Origin of the sequence: Paenibacillus sp. FSL H3-0469 (assembly GCF_038051945.1) — a bacterium.
In the GTDB taxonomy this organism is placed as follows: domain Bacteria; phylum Bacillota; class Bacilli; order Paenibacillales; family Paenibacillaceae; genus Paenibacillus_AQ.
On sequence record NZ_CP150302.1, the window covers coordinates 6,348,317 to 6,367,021 of the forward strand.

At 54.4% G+C, this 18,705-nt stretch carries 15 protein-coding genes; 8 read left to right on the forward strand and 7 right to left on the reverse strand.

All coding sequences use genetic code 11. The annotated features are described in order from the left end of the window. Window positions 1–3: 3 nt before the first annotated feature. Window positions 4–3,180, forward strand: coding sequence for an alpha-mannosidase (locus tag NSS83_RS27805; RefSeq protein WP_341187611.1), 3,177 nt, complete (start codon window positions 4–6; stop codon window positions 3,178–3,180). Continuing rightward, on the forward strand, window positions 3,171–4,310 hold the full coding sequence (locus NSS83_RS27810; protein WP_341346928.1) for a glycoside hydrolase family 88 protein: 1,140 nt from the start codon (window positions 3,171–3,173) through the stop codon (window positions 4,308–4,310). Before NSS83_RS27805 ends, NSS83_RS27810 begins: the two co-directional genes overlap by 10 nt. 410 nt (window positions 4,311–4,720) lie before the next feature. On the opposite strand, the gene NSS83_RS27815 is transcribed toward NSS83_RS27810, so the two are convergent. The 7 genes from NSS83_RS27815 to NSS83_RS27845 form a co-directional block, all read right to left on the reverse strand. Then, window positions 4,721–5,068, reverse strand: coding sequence for a hypothetical protein (locus NSS83_RS27815; RefSeq protein ID WP_341346929.1), 348 nt, complete (start codon window positions 5,066–5,068; stop codon window positions 4,721–4,723). A 10-nt stretch (window positions 5,069–5,078) separates the two neighbouring features. After that, window positions 5,079–6,008 (reverse strand): phosphotransferase, encoded by a 930-nt coding sequence (locus tag NSS83_RS27820; RefSeq protein ID WP_341346930.1) that lies wholly within the window; start codon window positions 6,006–6,008, stop codon window positions 5,079–5,081. Window positions 6,009–6,084: 76 nt separating this feature from the next. After that, window positions 6,085–6,537 (reverse strand): GNAT family N-acetyltransferase, encoded by a 453-nt coding sequence (locus tag NSS83_RS27825; protein ID WP_341187615.1) that lies wholly within the window; start codon window positions 6,535–6,537, stop codon window positions 6,085–6,087. Window positions 6,538–6,574: 37 nt separating this feature from the next. Then, window positions 6,575–7,030, reverse strand: a complete 456-nt coding sequence (locus tag NSS83_RS27830) for a DinB family protein (RefSeq protein ID WP_341346931.1) — start codon at window positions 7,028–7,030, stop codon at window positions 6,575–6,577. A gap of 64 nt (window positions 7,031–7,094) precedes the next feature. Further along, window positions 7,095–7,607: a GrpB family protein gene (locus tag NSS83_RS27835; protein ID WP_341346932.1), complete on the reverse strand. Its 513-nt coding sequence runs from the start codon at window positions 7,605–7,607 to the stop codon at window positions 7,095–7,097. Between the two features lie 46 nt (window positions 7,608–7,653). Then, complete coding sequence (locus tag NSS83_RS27840) at window positions 7,654–8,664, reverse strand: alpha/beta fold hydrolase (protein WP_341346933.1); 1,011 nt, start codon at window positions 8,662–8,664, stop codon at window positions 7,654–7,656. 35 nt (window positions 8,665–8,699) lie between these two features. Beyond that, window positions 8,700–9,686 (reverse strand): alpha/beta hydrolase, encoded by a 987-nt coding sequence (locus tag NSS83_RS27845; protein WP_341346934.1) that lies wholly within the window; start codon window positions 9,684–9,686, stop codon window positions 8,700–8,702. 207 nt (window positions 9,687–9,893) lie between these two features. On the opposite strand from NSS83_RS27845, the gene iolG reads away from it, so the two are divergent. The 6 genes from iolG to iolD all read left to right on the forward strand — a co-directional run bounded on the left by iolG (window position 9,894) and on the right by iolD (window position 18,646). Further along, a complete protein-coding gene (iolG, locus tag NSS83_RS27850; RefSeq protein WP_341346935.1) occupies window positions 9,894–10,943 on the forward strand; it encodes an inositol 2-dehydrogenase in 1,050 nt (349 codons plus the stop codon). Window positions 10,944–10,982: 39 nt separating this feature from the next. Next, window positions 10,983–11,813, forward strand: a complete 831-nt coding sequence (gene iolB, locus NSS83_RS27855) for a 5-deoxy-glucuronate isomerase (protein WP_341346936.1) — start codon at window positions 10,983–10,985, stop codon at window positions 11,811–11,813. 465 nt (window positions 11,814–12,278) lie between these two features. After that, the gene (locus tag NSS83_RS27860) at window positions 12,279–13,289 is read left to right on the forward strand and encodes a LacI family DNA-binding transcriptional regulator (RefSeq protein ID WP_341187622.1); all 1,011 of its coding nucleotides are present in this window, start codon (window positions 12,279–12,281) and stop codon (window positions 13,287–13,289) included. A 791-nt stretch (window positions 13,290–14,080) separates the two neighbouring features. Next, window positions 14,081–15,091: a 5-dehydro-2-deoxygluconokinase gene (gene iolC, locus NSS83_RS27865; RefSeq protein ID WP_341187623.1), complete on the forward strand. Its 1,011-nt coding sequence runs from the start codon at window positions 14,081–14,083 to the stop codon at window positions 15,089–15,091. Window positions 15,092–15,137: 46 nt separating this feature from the next. Next, window positions 15,138–16,598 (forward strand): CoA-acylating methylmalonate-semialdehyde dehydrogenase, encoded by a 1,461-nt coding sequence (locus tag NSS83_RS27870; protein WP_341187624.1) that lies wholly within the window; start codon window positions 15,138–15,140, stop codon window positions 16,596–16,598. Between the two features lie 23 nt (window positions 16,599–16,621). Then, window positions 16,622–18,646, forward strand: a complete 2,025-nt coding sequence (gene iolD, locus NSS83_RS27875) for a 3D-(3,5/4)-trihydroxycyclohexane-1,2-dione acylhydrolase (decyclizing) (protein WP_341187625.1) — start codon at window positions 16,622–16,624, stop codon at window positions 18,644–18,646. The last annotated feature ends 59 nt before the right edge of the window (window positions 18,647–18,705 follow it).

Genomic DNA, 18,705 nt, shown 5'->3' on the forward strand with positions numbered 1-18,705 from the left:
GGGATGTTATTCACAGAAGAAAAGCTGATCAAACGCCAGGCTGAAGTAGAAAAGTATAGATATCTTAAGCTCCAGGAGCTTACAGAGTTCGCGTTCGCTGAGGATGAGGAAGGGGCTAACGGTGTATACCCGGAGTCGGTGTCCTTTGATGGCATCATCAGGCTTCAGGAGCATTGGCGCGGGCGGGACCGTTACATCTGGCTGCGCACGGAGGTTGTACTGCCGCCTAGTCAGGCAGGCTTCAAAATAGCCGGCAGATTTGATTTTGGCAAAACAGGGGATTTCAATAACTCCGGCTTCGAATCGCTGCTGTTCGTGAACGGCTCGCCTTATCAGGGCGTAGATAACAACCATCGGGAGGTAATCTTCGGTGATGAATGGGGCGGACAGACGGTAGAGCTGGCCTTCCGGCTGTGGTCGGGACTTGAGGGCGGCGGAGTGCCCAGAATTCAGGAGCACCGGCTCAGTGAAGCATTTATCGGCTATTTGGACGAGGGCATTGATGATCTGTTCTACATGTCGAAGGCGGCGCTCGACACCTTCCGTTACCTCGGCAGAGACCAGCCGGAGAAGCAGTGGCTGTTAAGAGCGCTGAATGAGGCCTTCCGTCTGATCGACTGGTCGGAGCCGGGTTCGCCAGAGCATACGGCTTCGCTGTACCAGGCTGGTGCCAGTCTGAATCAGGCGATAGAGGCGATGCCGCAGACTTTTGACGTAACGCTTACCGCTGTGGGCCATACCCATATTGATGTTGCCTGGCTGTGGCGGCTTAAGCATACCCGCGAGAAGACTGCCCGTTCCTTCTCCACTGTATTACGGCTAATGGAGGAGTTCCCGGAGTACCAGTTCCTGCAGACGCAGCCTCAGTTGTACGCTTATCTGGAGCAGGATTATCCGGAGCTGTTCGGGCGGATCAAAGGGAAGGTTAAGGAAGGACGCTGGGAAGCGGAAGGGGCAATGTGGCTGGAGTCGGATTGTAATATCCCGTCCGGCGAGTCGCTGGTCCGCCAGATTATGCTGGGCAAACGCTATCTCCGTGAACAATTCGGCGTAGAGAGCAAATACCTGTGGCTGCCGGATGTCTTCGGATACAGCTGGGCGTTGCCGCAGATTTTGCGCAAATCGGGCATTGACACGTTCATGACGACCAAAATCAGCTGGAATCAGTTCAACCGGATGCCGCATGACACCTTCTGGTGGCGGGGGATGGACGGCTCAGAGGTGCTGACGCATTTCATCACGACCTCCGAGAAGGATGGGGCTGAATACACCTATAACGGACGGATGACGGCTGGGCTGCTGCGCGGGATCTGGAATTCCTATCAGGATAAGGAGATCAACGATCACCTGATGTTCGCATACGGCTGGGGTGACGGGGGCGGCGGGCCGACGCGGGAGATGCTGGAGCTTCGCCGGCGCTTCGACAAGCTTCCGGGCATTCCGAAGATTGAGATGGGCAGTGCCGGAGAGTATTTCACCGGACTGCATGAACGGATCGGGAAGACGGAGGCGTTCGTACACACCTGGAACGGTGAGCTGTATTTCGAATGCCACCGGGGCACTTATACCTCGCAAGCCCGCAACAAGAAATATAACCGCCGCCTGGAGCTGCTGTTGCGCGATGCCGAGTGGCTGCATACGCTGATGGGTGTAAGACAGGGGAATCTTGAAACCGCTTATCCTGCGGCTGAACTGACCGGGATCTGGGAGATTCTGCTGCGCAACCAGTTCCATGATATCATCCCCGGTTCGTCGATTGCTGAGGTCTACGAGGACAGTGATGCTGAATATGCAGAAGGCGAGGCGCGCTCACTTGCTCTGATCCACGGTGTGGCTGATGCTAATAGCAGCAATAAGCCAGACCTGCAAACGTTCACTCTGCTGAACAGCTCGAATTGGAACCGTCCGCGTTATGCACTGCTTCCAATAGATGCCGCAGATTCCGTAAGTGTTCATAATGCTGACAGGAACCGTCTGTGGCAGCAGAGGACGGCAGACGGGGAATTGCTGGTCTACGTTCCGTCTGTGCCTGCACTGGGTACGGCGGTGCTGAAGGTAGTTCACGGGCAAGCAGCTGTGGCCTCCCAGGAGACGCAGATTCAGCCGCTTGCAGCCGTATCCGGCAACACGCTGAGTACACCGCTTGTGGAAGTGGTGTGGAATGAGCATGGCCACTTCACTTCAATGATCGACCGGAAGAACGGCCGCGAGCTGCTGGCTCCCGGGCAGCGCGGGAATGTACTGCAGGTGTTCGAGGATAAGCCGCTGGATTTTGAAGCGTGGGATATCGATATATTCTACCAGGAAAAGATGACCGAGATTACTCAGCTGACCGGATGTGAGCTGACCGAGAACGGCCCGCTGCGGGCCGTGCTGCGCATGACCTGGACCTATCACCGTACAGCGGTCACCCAGGATATTATCTTCTACCGCGATACCGTGCGGATTGATTTCCGTACAGAGATGGACTGGCATGGGCATAACCAGCTGCTGAAGGTGGCCTTCCCGGTGGATATTCATGCGCTGGAGGCTACTTATGATATTCAGTTTGGCAATGTGAAGCGCCCTACACACTGGAATACGAGCTGGGATTACGCCCGCTTCGAAACGGTGGGCCATCAGTGGGCGGATATCTGCGAGAAGGGCTATGGGATAGCGCTGCTCAACGACTGCAAATACGGCTATGACATCAAGGACAGCGTGCTCCGGCTGACGCTGCTTAAGTCGGCGGTTCATCCCGATCCGCAGCAGGATCAGGGGCATCATGCCTTTACGTATGCACTCTATCCGCATACCGGTGATTTCGTTGAAGGCAGGGTCGTCCAGGAAGCATGGGAGCTGAATCATCCGCTGCGCAGTGTAGCAGGTGAGCTGGAAGGGAACCCGCTGCTCTATGTTGACGGCGCACATGTGACAGTGGATGCTATCAAACGTTCGGAGGACGGCAAGGATGTGGTGCTGCGTCTGCATGAATATGCAGGTTCACGTACGAAGGTTACTATAGACAGCGCTTACGAGATCGCCTCCTGGCAGGAATGCAACCTGATGGAGGAGCCGCTGGGAGACTGGCAGGAAGCAGAGGAGCTGAGCTTCCAGGTGAAGCCGTATGAGATCAGAACGTTCAGAATCAAGCTGCGCGGAACGCATGTAGATGAAGGAGGTTATGGACATTGGAAGTAACAGAGAAGCAAGCGGTGCCGGTTAGCTGTGTGAGCAAGGAAGAGGTTATGCAGAAGCTGGACCTGGTCACAAATAAGCTGCTGAAGCTGGGCCGGCCGGATAATGAAGCGGAATTGCAGAACCTGGGGGAGGATGCGGAGCGCCGGGGGTATTTTGCCAGGGACTTCGGGATGGAAGAGTGGGATTGGCCGCAGGGTGTGGGGCTGTATGGCCTGCAAAAGCTTGACCGGCATTTCGGGGATGGCCGCTATGCGGAATACACCAAGCCGTGGATGGCCCGGCAGATGGAGAAGGGACTGCCCAGCCGGAATATTAATACAACTGCCCCGCTGCTGTCGCTGATGGAGCTGGAGGAGGCCGGGGAGCTGAGTCTCGAATGGATAGAATGGCTGATGCACGGCCTGCCCCGGACGCTGGAGCAAGGCTATCAGCATGTGACTACGGGGACTCAGAAGCATGAGGTCTCGCTCCATGAGAACGAGATCTGGATTGATACACTGTTCATGGCGATTCTGTTCACTGCCAAAATGGGTGTGAAGTACGACAACCCGGAGTGGCGCGAGACCTCGCTGCATCAGCTGCTGCTGCATATTAAATATTTGTATGACAAAAAAACCGGCTTCTTCTTCCACGGCTGGCATTTTGCAGAGCGCCATAACTTTAGCGAAGCCTTCTGGTGCCGCGGCAACGGCTGGTTTGCCCTCGGCCTGCCGGAATATCTGGAGCTGATGCGGCCCTATCTGGCAGACGGAGTCTTCAGCTATCTACAGCAGACGCTACAGGCCCAGGCCGAAGCCTTGCTCGCATGTCAGAGCGGGGACGGATTATGGCATACCCTGCTGGATGACTCTGGCAGCTATACCGAAACCTCCGGTTCGGCTGCGATTGCCGCCGGTATTCTGAACAGTGTGCGCCGGGGGCTGCTCCCGGAGGTCTACAGCGAACCTGCTCTGCGGGCAATCCGTGCCATCCTGGACAGAATTGACGGTGAAGGCACAGTGCTCGGTGTGTCCGGCGGGACTCCCATCGGCGCAGCGAAGGAAGATTACAAAGGGATTATCATTGCCCCCATGGCCTACGGCCAGGCGATGGCATTGGTCGCGCTGGGTGAAGCGCTGCATTACTGCTGAAGCGGCAGGTCTGATGAAGCGTTGAAGTAGACAGTGGGGAAGTGACAGAAGTCAGCGGAACAAACAAGCGGCAGCCATGGACGAAACGTCCTCGGCTGCCGCTTTTTTTTGCATAGGAAACTATTGTTTCCTCCTGCGGTCGATAAGGTGTGTGTAAAACCGAATGCAATCGGCTGGTACAGCGGCGCCGCATAGCTCGATTGTATGTGGAAAACAGCATACATTGTGCTCGCATGAAGGCGTATGGCCGAATGTATGTGGAAAACAGCATACGTTGTGCTCACATACCGGCATATGTCCCGAATGTATGCGGAAAACAGCATACATTGTGCTCACATGCAGTAGCATGGCTCGAATGTATGTGGAAAACAGCATACAATATGCAAACACATAGAATAGGTCTGATTGCATCAAGTATCCAACCCATGGTCCTCATCGATGCACCAGCCGAATTCGTCAACAATGGCCATCACCAACCCGGTTATCGCACGCTCCAATGGCGCATCTATCTTAGTTGTGGGCAGAATGACCTCGACCAGGTTCACCTCTTCAACCCCTTCCAGGGTATAGTAAGCGTAACTGCCGTCCGGGTTGGCAGCGATCCCCTTCAGCCCTACGTGTGCACCATAGAGCGCTTTGGAGAATTGCAGCGGTCCGGTCTGCTCAAACCCCAGGGTCTGCACGACAAACCGCTCCAGCACTTCTGTTTTTACGCTTGTGGCGTAATCAATGGAATGGATGCTAATGTAATCATACACTTCACTCACCTCACGTATGCATGAACTCAATCTTGCTTCTGTACAGATTCAGAATCCGCACCTGCTCCTCGCTAAGCTCCTCGAAGTTCCAATACATATGCATCAGGTTGTACACAAACAGCTCTTTCAGTCTCATAAACAGCGGCAGTTTTCTGGACATCTCAGCGGAGAGGGGATGCTCTTCCTTATATCCGTCCGTGATTGCCTTAGTTATCGCACGCTTATAGTCCATGAGGTTCTGTCCCCCCGCGAAGGAGTACTCCAGTGCAGAATAGATGGGCACAGCTAAATCATAGGCATAATAATGCCGTTCGCAATCCTGAAAATCAATCATCGTCAGCGCAGAGTCACTGTCCACCAGGGTATTGTTCAGCCATAGGTCACCGTGGATTAAGCCGTAGTTCGCCTCATCTTTGGGCAGCATTCGGATCTGCTTGAGCACATCCTTCGCAATATCCCGTATGGCCCGCTCTTCGGCAGGAATGTACTTGAGAAAATCATATTCATCGTTATCATACCAATGCGGAATCGGCTGGGCAGCTTCAGACTGCTGATATTCTTTGCTCACCTGATGCATTCTGCCTATTTGCTGTCCCAGGGTTCTGAGTATGGTTTTGTCCCATTTGGCCCGGGGCAGGTGGATTCCAGCTGCCGCCCGGAACAAGATTACGAACTTCGATTCTTCATCCAGCAGCAGGGTGCTGATAAGCGAATTCTGTTCAGTAGGTACAACCTCCGGCACCCGTACGCCCCGGTTGAACAGATAAGTAGTCCAGTTCACTTCAGCTAATTGTTCTTCATAGGTCTTATAATTCGTAATTCGGGCGAAGAAGGTCCCCTTTTCCGAGTGGCAACGGTACATTTCATTGGTAACGGCCTCCATATTGGAGAGTTGAACAGGATAGGTGTTATTGAGAAATTGCAATATTTGTGCTTGCATAAGATGTGTTACCTCCCGCGATAATTTCTGCAGCTGCGCTATCGTTCGTGAAGCTGTTCCGCAGTCCTGAACTGGCTTACAGATCTTGAGACAGGCGGATCATATCCACCACCTGCATCCCGTTCTCATAGATGGGCTCACTATAATGTCTGATGAAAAAATCCTTGTCGATCCCGGTGATCCGGAAGCCGCATTTCTGATATAGTGCAAGCTGGCCGATACTGGAGTTGCCTGTGCCGATCTCCAAAGTTTTGAAGCCGAGCTGTCTGGCTTCCTGAATGGCGTGATTCACCAGCTGCTTCCCGATTCCCTGGCTCTGGAACGCCTCATTCACTGCAATATTGACCAGCTCAGCGGTCTCCGGCCGGGTAGGCAGCAATACATAGACACCTATTACACGGTTATCCTTTTCAGCAACGAAGCATTGCCCTCTTGCTACATAATCCTCAACCAGCTTCGGTGCAGGGTCGGCCAATAAAAGCAATTCGGTAGGTGCTTGTTCACCCGTATGTAATGCTCTGATCTCCATTTCTTATATCCGCTCCTTGTTCACCAGCAGTTGTAGCTTAAAGCCTTGAGAAGGCGATGTAATCAACAGGGGCAGGCTCTGCTCCTTCCATCCGGAGGGCACGGTTGATCTGCCCCCGGTGATATTGCCCATGTAAAAGCACCTGCAGCAGGATGTCCCGGACGGAGGTCAGGAACGGAATTCCGCTCTGAGTTGTATAATCAACCATCCTGTCCAGCGCGGATTCTTCCAGCTCTTGCACATAGCTGCGGTATTGCTCTGCATTCGCTTCGAACAGCCGCCGGACCGCTGTCAGGTCTTCCGCTTCCTCCCATAGCCAATATTGCATGCTGCTCTTGCCCTGCAAGCGTGACAGCCAGACTTGCTCCGCCACCGCCACATGCCGCACCAGCTTCAGAAGCTCTGCGTCCCTCGTATGACTCGCTTCGAGCGCGTCCATGATCCGGCCGTCCGCCCAGTACAGATGGTCCATCATGGATAGGATCGTCTTCATTGGAGTTCCCCCTCTTTTTGTGGCCGTTTATAAGCGTAAATGCTCCGTATGGCTCACTGTGAATTCACCTCATAGCTTGGAACCAAGAAAGCGCCTGTTGTTCCATCGCGCTCACAAATGCTTTTTTGGCCGGGCCGTACTGGCTGGTATCCTCGAAGCGATCCGCTAATTCTTGCTTGAACTGACTGTATCTTGCCGCTTCTTCCGGATGCGCTCGCAAATAATCTCTAAATATAAGATGCCGGTCAATCTGAGGATTGTCTGCCTGATAACAATGAATGTGATGCGTCCTCGCCTCACCGCCCTTGCGGAATAGCCTTCTGCCGGGAATCCCCCAATCTCCAGCTGCATCATATCCGAGCAGTGTCATCTTATCGTTGTAAGAATCGATTCTGGCTATGTCTTTTACAATACACATCATATCTATCACGGGTTTGGCTTTCAGGCCTGGTACGGAGGTGCTTCCAAAGTGCTCGAAACGTACAATTTCATCTGTGAAAATAGTAGTTAAAAACTCAGCCTCCTGCTGATAAAGTCTGACCCAGTCTGGATTATAGTCGCTAAGTCTGATTTTCATACAAAATGCCCTCCCAGGTCAATGGGTGTTTGGGCATCAATTCATGTTAGGTTTCTGCAGGATCACCCTCTGAATTGATGGAAATGACGGTTTCGCTGAGCTGTGATGCTGCATTCGGAGGCAGATCCCTCTTATTAAATACCGCCTCCATGAATGCGGTTGCAGCTTCTGCGGTAACAGCATGAACGGGGACTGCGTGATAATCACTGTAATGGAGCGGAATGTCGGAAAAAGACATGTGCTGAGCCCCGTTTACCCGATAGAAATAGGCGTTGTTCAGAGAGTTGAAGGCATAGCGCTGCCCGTCGATATAATCGGATGCAATAGTCTCATTCATAGATGCTGCCATCTCCCGGTACGCCGAAGCTTCTTGCCGCAGCAGCAGAACTGGAACAGAAGAGGGTTCGTCTTCCCGGCGTATGAGGTGAAAACTGGGATCAAGCAGGACAGCAGCCTTAATCCGGCGATCCTGCTTGGCGGCCTCAAGGGAGGCGGCACCTCCGAGCGAATGTCCCATGACAGCAACCTTATCCAGATCGAACAGCCCGGCAAGCTCAGTATCGGAGCGGTTAAGCGTCTCAAGAACGTCCATAACTGCGTTTATATATTGAATCCGGTTGTGGAGCAGACGGGACCAGCCGGGGTAGTCACTGCTCGCCAGCTCCGCCATTTCAGGTGCCTGCTTAAGATAACTGCCGTCTGGAAATACGGTGAACACGGACTCAAGCGGAGCGCTAATTGTAACTACCACGTAGTTTTTAGCGGCTAGCTTGGAAATCACTCCGAGATACATATCACGTTCAACCCCGAATCCAGGGGAGAGGAGGATGACGGGATACCCTTCTGTTTTTGGAGCTAATGCCCCGCCTGTGGTTACACTGGCAATATTCAGGTTGTCCAGATCAACGCCCATCTCTGTCAAAAGCTTAGCTGCCTCTGCCTGGCAAGGTGCGTACAGGTCTATACCCTTCACCGGATCTCCCCCGATTGCCGGATGAAAAATGCTAATAACGAGTCTGGGGCTTCCCTCCAGAACTCTAATGATTCTCCCAATCATTATAGCTCACCTTTCTTAATGGATATATATTCCTACTAAATAGACGCCTGCTTGTCTGTTTGGTTGCGGTGATTATCTCTTAATAGACTCAGCACCGAATCTACGACAGCTTGCGGCTTATACAGTTGAATGGAATGCCAGCTATCCGTGGCGATGATCTGCCGGGTTTTTGCGGTTAACTGGAGGAGCTTCTGCTGTGATTGTTGCCAATCTTCATTTTGCCTTCCGGCGGATAATACGGTGACTGGTAATTCCGAATCTAAAGGCTCTGACTCTATTAATTGGAGGGCACTTTCTATAGTGCAGAGAGATTCCAGATAGGCCGCTTTATACGCATTATTCCGATATCCCAGAGCACTCACTTTTTGTTGGACAGGTGGAGGTAACCGTTTTGCACCAATAGGTTGTTTTAATAGACGGGGTAACCCTATGGGGGATAAAAGATAACCCATTCTTAGTCTTTTCAGATGCCGCAGCCGTTCTTCATATCTGATTTGATTAAAAGTGGATTCTATGAATCTTTGCTCATGTGTGGAGTCCACCAGAATAATCCCGGAGACCTCTTCAGGATACTTAGAAGCAAACAGCCGCATGATCATTCCGCCATAGGAGTGCCCTACAAGGATGTATGGGGGTTCTAATTCAAGCTGCGTTAGTAATTCCCGCAAATCACGAACATAACCTTCGCAAGTCGGCTCACTGATAGGTGTAGTGCTCCAACCGAACCCGGCCCGGTCATAGGAGAGGACCTTGGTATGTTTGGCTAATGCGGGCTGAACCAGCGACCAGTCCAGAGCACAACCACCCATTCCTGATTCTAATAGGATCGTTGGCAGATTACTTGTGCCATTGCCGGTAACAATTGCATGAAGAAGGTGTGTTCCCGCTGAGATCATTTCTCCTGGAGCCTTATATTTATGTAGAAAATATTTGGACAGAGCGGCCTGAATCCCTGTGAATGGAAGTCCGATCAGAGAAATAATGACGCGAAGCAGGCTTTCGGTAAAATTAATTTTGCTCATAAGTCACCTCATTTGCTGTTCTCTCTTAGATAATATAGGAATCAATGGGGTGTTAAAGAGAAATCTGACAGGATTCATTTCCTATTTTATTTCGGACTACGCCTATCTGATCTTTTGGAGAAAAGATTTGCTTGAAGCTTTCGCGGGCATGAAGTATACTATTCTCGGGAAGGTTAAGCGCTTACCCTTCGAGGAGGATAAGCGAACATGGTTAAACCGATTGTAGTTGGCATTATCGGTGCGGGAAGAATCGGACGCCTCCACGCAGACAATCTGCGTGCGATGCCGTCGTTCAAGCTGAAGTCCATTGCTGAAGCTATGATGAGTGAGGAATTGCTGGCCTGGGCAGAGAGCAGGGGGCTTGGCTCTGTTTTTGCTGCGGGTGAAGATATACTGAATGATCCTGAGATTGAAGCGGTGTTCATCTGCACGCCGACCGATTCGCATGCGTCGTGGATTGAGCGGGCCGCGCTTGCGGGTAAACATATCTTCTGTGAGAAGCCGATTAGCCTCTCCTCGGAAGAGACCCGGCGGGCCTTGCAGGCGGCAGAGGACGCTGGTGTGCTGCTGCAAGTAGGCTTCAACCGCCGGATGGACCCCAGCTTCCGCAAGCTGAAGCGGCTGGTTCAATCTGGGGAACTGGGAAATCCGCATATTGTGAAGATCACCTCGCGTGACCCGCAGCCTCCCGGTGAGGCTTATGTTCGGTCTTCGGGCGGAATGTTCATGGATATGACGATTCATGATTTCGATATGGCCCGTTATCTGGTAGGCAGTGAAGTGGCCGAGGTCTACACCCGGGGGGCGAATCTGATTGATCCGATGTTCGGCCGTTGCGGGGATGTGGACACCGCCGTCATTACACTGACGTTCGTGAACGGGGCGATCTGTGTGATCGACAACAGCCGGAAGGCCGTATACGGATATGATCAGCGGGTCGAGGTGTTCGGAACGCTGGGTTCTGCGACGGCTGACAACTGCCGCCCGACGACGGTGGAGGTATCCACCGCGACTTCGGTTACCCGCGATCAGCCGGAGCATTTCTTCCTGGAGCGCTATAACCAGGCATTTATGGAGGAGATTGTTGCGTTTGCCCGTTCGGTAAGGCTGCAGGAGCCGGTGATTTGCAGCGGCCGTGACGGCGAAGCCGCACAGCTCATTGCTGAAGCAGCCAGAGAATCGTATCTGAGCGGACTTCCCGTCAAGCTGTCTGTAACTGCTGCGGAAGCAGGGTTTTCTGAACTGCAAGCCTTGTAAGCGGATACAGATTTCGAAGACAGAGGAGGATGAACGAAGATGTCTGATTTACTCATTAAAGCCGGAGCGCCTGATAAGGATGGCTGTATCGCTGCGGTCAGCCCGGAGAGCGCCGGATGGAAATATGTCGGGTTTGAAGTGTACCAATTGCAGGCCGGGGCTACCCTGGAACGTGATAGCGGTGGGAACGAGATCTGCCTGGTACTGCTGGCGGGCAAAGCAGATATAGTGGTGGATGGCGAGCGGTTCGCCGATATCGGCGGACGGATGTCGGTCTTTGAAGATAGAGCTCCTTATGCGGTATATGTTCCGGCGGGGGCGCATTATGAGGTTAGCGCATTGACAGAGCTGGAGCTTGGGGTCTGCCTTGCTCCGGGAAGCGGCAAATATCCGGCACGGCTGATTACCCCGTCAGATGCGGCAATCGAGGACCGCGGCTATGGCAGCATGACCCGCAAAGTCGTTAATATCCTGCCGGAGCACAGCGTGGCCGAGAGCCTGCTGGTGGTTGAGGTGCGCACGGGCGGCGGCAATTGGTCCAGTTATCCGCCGCACAAGCATGACCAGGATAACCTGCCGGCCGAATCCTACCTGGAGGAGACGTACTATCACCGGGTCAATCCCGGCAAGGGCTTCGTGGTGCAGCGGGTCTACAATGATGACCGCAGCCTCGACGAGACGATTGCTGTCCCGGATAAAAGCATCGTGCTGGTGCCGGAGGGTTATCACCCTGTCTCAGCGCCGCCGGGATATGACTCATATTATCTTAACGTAATGGCCGGACCTGTCCGCACGTGGGTGTTCCACAATGATCCCGATCATGAGTGGCTGTTCAAGCCGGGTGCAGGTGCGCCTGCGGGGGAAGAGTGAACGGGGAGGGCGGCAGTTTCATAGAGTAATCTTAAGGCTTCCGCTGGGCGGAGGCCTTTTCTGCCATTACAATCCAAATGAAACGTTGTGACGTTGTCGATATAGTGATTCGGAGTTGGCTTTTGTGCGAAATGCTGTATTTTTTGCAACAATGAGGAATAGATAGCTGGTAGTTTGGCAGAGATGTTGCAGGGAATGCAACAATATCTCCAGTAGGTTGCCGGAAGGAGGCAGAATCCTGCTAAAAGTGCAACAATTCTGCGTTTGGAGACTATGCGGAGAGAGGATGTTGCATTATGTGCAGGATTTGCGGAAAGTAACAGGACTTGAGCGAACTGGCGGAGCTGACTCGTGTTAACCGGTAAACCAATCTGTGGCGGCACACCTGTTGAATAGACACCACTGGAGGAATTCCTTATAATTTAGTTATTAGAAGGCATGAACGCAAAGGCGGGCTTAATAACGATGAAACCTACGATTTATGATGTGGCACGGGAAGCAGGCGTCTCTATCGCTACGGTGTCCAAGGTATTGAATAAGAGCGGCCGGATCAGCGACAAGACGCGGGAAAAGGTAGGGCGGGTCATGGAGGAGCTGAACTACCAGCCCAGTCTGGTAGCTTCTGCCCTGACCAGCCGCCGGACGGGGACCATCGGGCTGATGATTCCCGATATTGCCAATCCTTTTTTTGCGGAGACGGCCCGCGGCATCGAGGATGTTGCCCAGGAGCAGGGCAGCGACTTAATCGTATGCAGTACAGACCGCAGCGATGAGAAGGCGGCCCGGTATATCTCGCTGCTGCTGCGCAAACGGGTGGATGGCCTGATTATTGCTTCTCATACGGGGAATCCTGAGCTGATTCGCGGAATGGTGGCTGATCATGTGCCGCTCGTGCTGTTCTCAGCCGATATCCGTATGCTGGAGGGCAACAGCGTCACCGTCGATGATTACAAAGGCGGCTATCAGGCCACGGAATATTTGCTGTCCCTTGGTCACCGCAGGCTAGGAGTCATCTCTGACAATCTGCCCGGAAGCATGCTGCGTGTGGAAGGGTTTCTGGATGCGCTGAAGGCGGCGGGAATTTCTTTTGACAATCCGGCGAATATGATCCATACCTCGGCTACGCTGGAGAACGGGCGCACAGCAGCGGCAGAGATGCTGAATCAGGCACAGGACATCCGTCCCACAGCCATCTTTGCCTGTAATGATCTATTGGCGATCGGGGTACTCAAGGAGGCGCGCAGTGCCGGCCTGTCCATTCCCCGAGACCTGTCCGTAGTGGGCTTCGACAATACGATGCTGGCCGAAATCTGCCATCCCTCGCTGACCAGTATCGCCCAGCCTCTGCGCGAAATGACTGAGCAGGCGATGCTTCTGCTTAATGAATCGATCAGCAACCCCACCAGTCCCAAGCGCAAAATCATGCTGATGCCCGAGCTGGTCATCCGCCATTCTACGGGGCCAGTTCCGCAGTAACCACATACTATCTATTCAAGACCTGTTCCGGCTTCGGCCGGGAGCGGGTCTTTTTTGCGTGCTGTAGTAGTGTGGAAGAGCGCGAGTGTGTGGAGGGACATGGACCGGATGTATGCGAGAAACCGAACACAATCTTCCAGCCGACTCTCCCCGTTAGGCAGCAGCGTGTGCTAAGGCGGAGAACAAGTGGATTTACTACAATTGCTGAGGAACGATTGCCCGCCAGAGGGACATTAGTTGGAAAAATGGCACTTAAATAATCCCGGCAGCAAAATCAATCAGAGGAGGTGCTGTTTGTCCACTTGCTTGCTTCTAATCGTCAAAAACCGCGGAATTAAGCTGCGTTTTTCCACCTGTTTTTCCGAGGGAGATGTTCCTCTTCAATGCCTGCCACCCGATTATTGATATCGCTTTCAAATTGAGGATTGCCAAAAGCACGCTTCTAAACTATACTAAAGTAGAAAATTAGGTTAAGCGCTTACCCTCCACCCAGAGATGAATTGAAACATTCTGTTCCAAAGGAAACAATCAAACGTTGAAATACTCAACTGCACGCCAAGTTATACGCCAAATGACTCTTACAGCAGCTTATCAAACTAACCTTACGATTGTGCGATTTTATAACTTCATTATGCGATGTATAGCTCCACTGTACGAATTACAACTTCCCTGCACGATGTACAGCTCCACTGTACGAATTACAGCTTCACTGTCCAATTGACGACGATTTACAGCCATTCGTATTACCGAATGAACTACCTTTTCCCTAGCTTGATCAAGGAGGCATCACTATGAACGGTTTACAGTTCGACCCTGACCGGCGGCTGGATGTAGTTGCTGTTGGCCGGTTGTGTATAGATTTGAACGCCAATGAAACTGGGCGGCCGATGGAAGAGACGATGACCTTCACCAAATATGTCGGCGGCTCTCCGGCCAATATTATCATCGGTGCAGCGCGGCTCGGTATGCGTACCGGCTTCATCGGCAAGCTGGCCGACGACCAGATGGGCAGGTTCATCCGCAGCTATCTGCGCAAGGATGGCATCGACGACAGCCAGGTCTGCGTGGACCGGACGGGTGCGGTGACGGGGCTGGCTTTTACAGAAATTAAGAGCCCGCAGGAATGCAGCATTCTGATGTACCGCGACCACGTGGCCGATCTGCTGCTGAACACGGAGGAGATCTCCGAGGCATACATCGCCAGCTCCAAGGCGCTGCTCATCTCCGGTACGGCGCTGGCGCAGAGTCCTTCCCGCGAAGCGGTGTTCCTGGCGCTGGAATTCGCCCGCAAGCATAACGTGACCGTGTTCTTCGATCTCGATTACCGCCCTTATACCTGGACATCACCCGCTGAAACGGCGGTCTACTATAACCTTGCTGCCGAGAAAAGCCACTGCATCATCGGCACGCGCGAAGAATTCGACATGATGGAGAATCTGTATAATCTGGCTGGCGCTGATGACCAGGCCACAGCAGCCCGCTGGTTCTCGCATCAGGCAGAGCTGGTGGTCATCAAGCACGGCGGCAGCGGCTCGATTGGCTATACAGCGGATGGGCAGAGCCACCGGAGCGGGATTTTCCCGGCTAAGGTCCTTAAGACGTTCGGCGCAGGCGATTCCTATGCGTCAGCCTTCATCCACGCTCTGATGAGCGGGCATAGTGTCAGCGAGGCTATGCGGCGCGGCAGTGCTTCGGCATCCATTGTCATCTCCCGCCACAGCTGCTCCGATGCTATGCCAACCCTGGAGGAGCTGGAGGAATTCCTGCGAACCAACGAGGAAGTTACGGCAGGAGCGCAATAAGCAATCATAAGCAGCTTAATATATAGAACCGAAGGAGTGGACATAAATGACAGAGCAAACGTCACAAGTACTCAAAAATTATATCGGCGGGCAATGGGTAACAGCCGATACGGAGCAGACGGAGCCGGTAGTGAATCCGGCCACAGGTGAGCTGCTGGGCAGAACGCCTCTATCCGGCAGAGCCGATGTAGACCGGGCGGTGGCGGCGGCTAAGGCAGCTTTTGCAGGCTGGTCCGCAACACCGGTGCCGCGCAGAGCACGGATTTTGTTCAAATATCAGCAGCTGCTGGTTGAGAATTGGGAGAAGCTGGCGAAGATCATCACCCTGGAGAACGGCAAAAGCTTCAAAGAAGCCTACGGCGAGGTCCAGCGCGGCATTGAATGCGTAGAATTCGCGGCAGGCGCTCCGACGCTGATGATGGGCCGGCAGCTGCCGGATATTGCGACGGGCATCGAGTCAGGGATGTACCGTTATCCAATCGGGGTGGTCGGCGGGATTACCCCGTTCAATTTCCCGATGATGGTGCCGTGCTGGATGTTCCCGCTGGCGATTGCCTGCGGCAATACCTTTGTGCTGAAGCCCTCGGAGCGGACACCGCTCCTGGCAGCCCGCCTTGCGGAACTGCTGGAGGAAGCCGGACTGCCGGACGGTGTGCTGAATGTGGTGAACGGCGCGCATGAGGTAGTGAACGGGCTGCTGGAGCACCCGGATGTGAAGGCGATTTCTTTTGTCGGATCGCAGCCGGTGGCGGAATATGTATACAAAAAAGGAACGGACCATCTCAAGCGCGTGCAGGCGCTGGCCGGAGCGAAGAACCACTCGATCGTGCTGGCGGACGCGAACCTGGAAGCCTCAGCTTCCCAGATTGTGAATGCGGCCTTCGGCTCTGCCGGGGAACGCTGCATGGCCTGCTCGGTGGTAACGGTGCAGGAGGAAGTCGCCGACGAGCTGATCTCGATCCTGCTGCGGGAGTGTAACAGCATGACCATCGGGAATGGGCTGGAGGAGGATACGTTCCTGGGGCCGGTGATCCGTCAAGGCCATAAAGAGCGCACTGTCAGCTACATTGAACAGGGGATTGCCGAAGGCGCGAAGCTGCTCAGGGATGGCCGTGAGGATGCGGCGGTGCAGGGAGAAGGTTATTTCATCGGACCTACGCTGTTCGACGGGGTGACGGAGGAGATGAAGATCTGGCAGGAGGAGATTTTTGCACCGGTGCTGTCAGTGATCCGGGTGAAGGATGTGGCCGAGGCGGTGGAGATCGCGAATCGCTCGCGGTTTGCGAACGGGGCTTGTATATTCACGAATGATGGCGGGAAGGTCCGTTACTTCCGCGAACATATCGAGTCCGGCATGCTGGGAGTCAATGTTGGAGTGCCTGCACCGATGGCCTTCTTCCCGTTCTCGGGCTGGAAGGATTCGTTCTACGGCGATCTTCATGCGAACGGAAGCGACGGGGTAGAATTCTATACGCGCAAAAAAGTCGTCACTGCCCGCTGGCAGTAGACAAGGCGAAGGGAGGACAAGAAGTGGAACGTATCCGATTAACGACAGCGCAGGCGCTGGTTAAATTTCTGAATCAGCAATATGTGGATTACGGCGGCGGGCCGGAACGCTTCGTGCACGGGGTATTTACCGTGTTCGGGCATGGCAATGTACTGGGCCTGGGGCAGGCACTGCAGGAGGCGCCGGGAGAACTGACCGTCTATCAGGGACGCAATGAGCAAGGGATGGTTCACGCGGCAACCGCATTCGCCAAGCAGAGCCGCAGGCGGAAGATCATGGCCTGCACCGCTTCAGTAGGGCCAGGAGCTGCTAATATGCTGACGGCTGCGGCAACAGCAACGGCGAATCAGATTCCTGTGCTGCTGCTGCCGGGAGATACCTTCGCTACCCGCCAGCCTGACCCGGTGCTCCAGCAGATGGAGCATACGTATAACTTGTCGATCACGGTTAATGATGCCTTCAAGGCGGTCAGCAAATACTGGGACCGGGTAACCCGGCCGGAGCAGCTGATGTCCGCAATGCTCAGCGCGATGCGCGTGCTGACTGATCCGGGCGATACCGGAGCAGTGACCATTGCGCTGCCGCAGGATGTGCAGGGCGAAGCCTGGGAGTATCCGGCGGATTTCTTCCGCAAGCGGATTCACCGGGTCATCGCCCGGCTGCCGCACCCGCAGGAGATCGCGGCGGCGGCTGAGCTGATCGCAAGCAAGCAGCGGCCGCTGCTGGTCTGCGGCGGGGGTGTCCGGTATGGGGATGCCGGAGCGGCACTGCGCGCTTTTGCCGAGAAATTCGCCATTCCGTTCGGAGAGACCCAGGCCGGAAAAAGCGCCGTAGCCAGCAGCTTCGAGTACAACCTCGGCGGCATCGGCGTCACCGGCAACGGCTGCGCGAATGCGCTGGCCCCGGAGGCCGATCTGGTGATCGGTGTCGGCACCCGGTTTACGGACTTCACCACCGCCTCGAAGAGTCTGTTCAGTCATCCTGAGGTGGAATTCCTGACGCTGAACGCTTCGCCCTATCATGCGGCCAAGCTGGACGCGCTGGCGGTAGTCTGCGATGCTGCCGAAGGCTTGAACGCCTTAGCCGCAGCGCTGGAAGAGCGGGGGTACCGCTCTGCATATACGGGTGAGATCGCCCGGGCGAAGAAGTCGTGGGCTGCGGAGAGAGAACGTCTGGCTGGGGTGGAGTATCCGGTGAATGCGGAGAATACAGGGCCAGCGGGCGGCGCGTCTGTGGAGAGTGTTGACGATAACGCCGCTGCTGGTGTGCCGGGAGCAGACCGCTCTACAACGTCGTTCACCCCGGAGGTCGCCGGACATCTCGATGAGAAGCTCCCCGAATATGCAGAGGTGTTAGGCACTTCGCTGACCCAGACGCAGGTGCTGGGGATCATTAATGAAGCTATTCCGCAGGATGCGATTGTCATTGGAGCGGCGGGCAGTCTGCCGGGAGATATGCAGCGGATGTGGAACTCGGAGGTGCCGGATACCTATCATATGGAATACGGCTTCTCGTGTATGGGCTATGAGATTGCCGGGGCGCTGGGCATCAAGCTGGCTGAGCCGGAGCGTGAAGTCTATGCGCTGGTCGGGGACGGCAGCTACCAGATGCTGCATTCTGAGCTGGTAACCAGCTTACAGGAGAAGCGGAAGATCAACGTCCTTCTGCTGGATAATGCAGGCTTCGGCTGCATTAATAATCTGCAGATGGAACAGGGAATGGACAGCATGGCCACAGAATTCCGCTACCGCGAAGCGGACGGCCAGCTCAGCGGTGAGCTGATGCGGATTGACTATGCGGCGAGTGCGGCCGGTTATGGAGTGCAGACCTTCCGCGCGTCTACAGTTGAGGAGCTTCGCACGGCCCTGGCGGCGGCCCGCCAGTCGGAACGTTCCACGCTGATCGACATCAAAGTACTGCCGAAGACCATGACCCACGGCTATGGCGCCTGGTGGAATGTCGGGGTTGCGGAAGTGTCCGGCAAAGAAGCGGTACAGGAAGCTTATGACCGGAAGCGCAGCGGTCTCGAGGCAGCCCGAAGCTACTAAGCGGGTGCTGCATGTGCGCGAACCAAGGCAGACGGCGCGCAGTGAAAGAAGGATTCTGC

Excerpts from the sequence above, each read along its gene's own strand:
- NSS83_RS27870 (WP_341187624.1), top strand. The coding sequence starts at position 15,138 with ATGACAGAGCAAACGTCACAAGTACTCAAAAATTATATCGGCGGGCAA.
- iolB (WP_341346936.1), top strand. The coding sequence starts at position 10,983 with ATGTCTGATTTACTCATTAAAGCCGGAGCGCCTGATAAGGATGGCTGT.
- NSS83_RS27845 (WP_341346934.1), bottom strand. The coding sequence starts at position 9,686 with ATGAGCAAAATTAATTTTACCGAAAGCCTGCTTCGCGTCATTATTTCT.
- iolC (WP_341187623.1), top strand. The coding sequence starts at position 14,081 with ATGAACGGTTTACAGTTCGACCCTGACCGGCGGCTGGATGTAGTTGCT.
- NSS83_RS27840 (WP_341346933.1), bottom strand. The coding sequence starts at position 8,664 with ATGATTGGGAGAATCATTAGAGTTCTGGAGGGAAGCCCCAGACTCGTT.
- NSS83_RS27825 (WP_341187615.1), bottom strand. The coding sequence starts at position 6,537 with ATGGAGATCAGAGCATTACATACGGGTGAACAAGCACCTACCGAATTG.
- NSS83_RS27835 (WP_341346932.1), bottom strand. The coding sequence starts at position 7,607 with ATGAAAATCAGACTTAGCGACTATAATCCAGACTGGGTCAGACTTTAT.
- iolG (WP_341346935.1), top strand. The coding sequence starts at position 9,894 with ATGGTTAAACCGATTGTAGTTGGCATTATCGGTGCGGGAAGAATCGGA.
- NSS83_RS27860 (WP_341187622.1), top strand. The coding sequence starts at position 12,279 with ATGAAACCTACGATTTATGATGTGGCACGGGAAGCAGGCGTCTCTATC.
- NSS83_RS27830 (WP_341346931.1), bottom strand. The coding sequence starts at position 7,030 with ATGAAGACGATCCTATCCATGATGGACCATCTGTACTGGGCGGACGGC.
- NSS83_RS27805 (WP_341187611.1), top strand. The coding sequence starts at position 4 with ATGTTATTCACAGAAGAAAAGCTGATCAAACGCCAGGCTGAAGTAGAA.
- NSS83_RS27820 (WP_341346930.1), bottom strand. The coding sequence starts at position 6,008 with ATGCAAGCACAAATATTGCAATTTCTCAATAACACCTATCCTGTTCAA.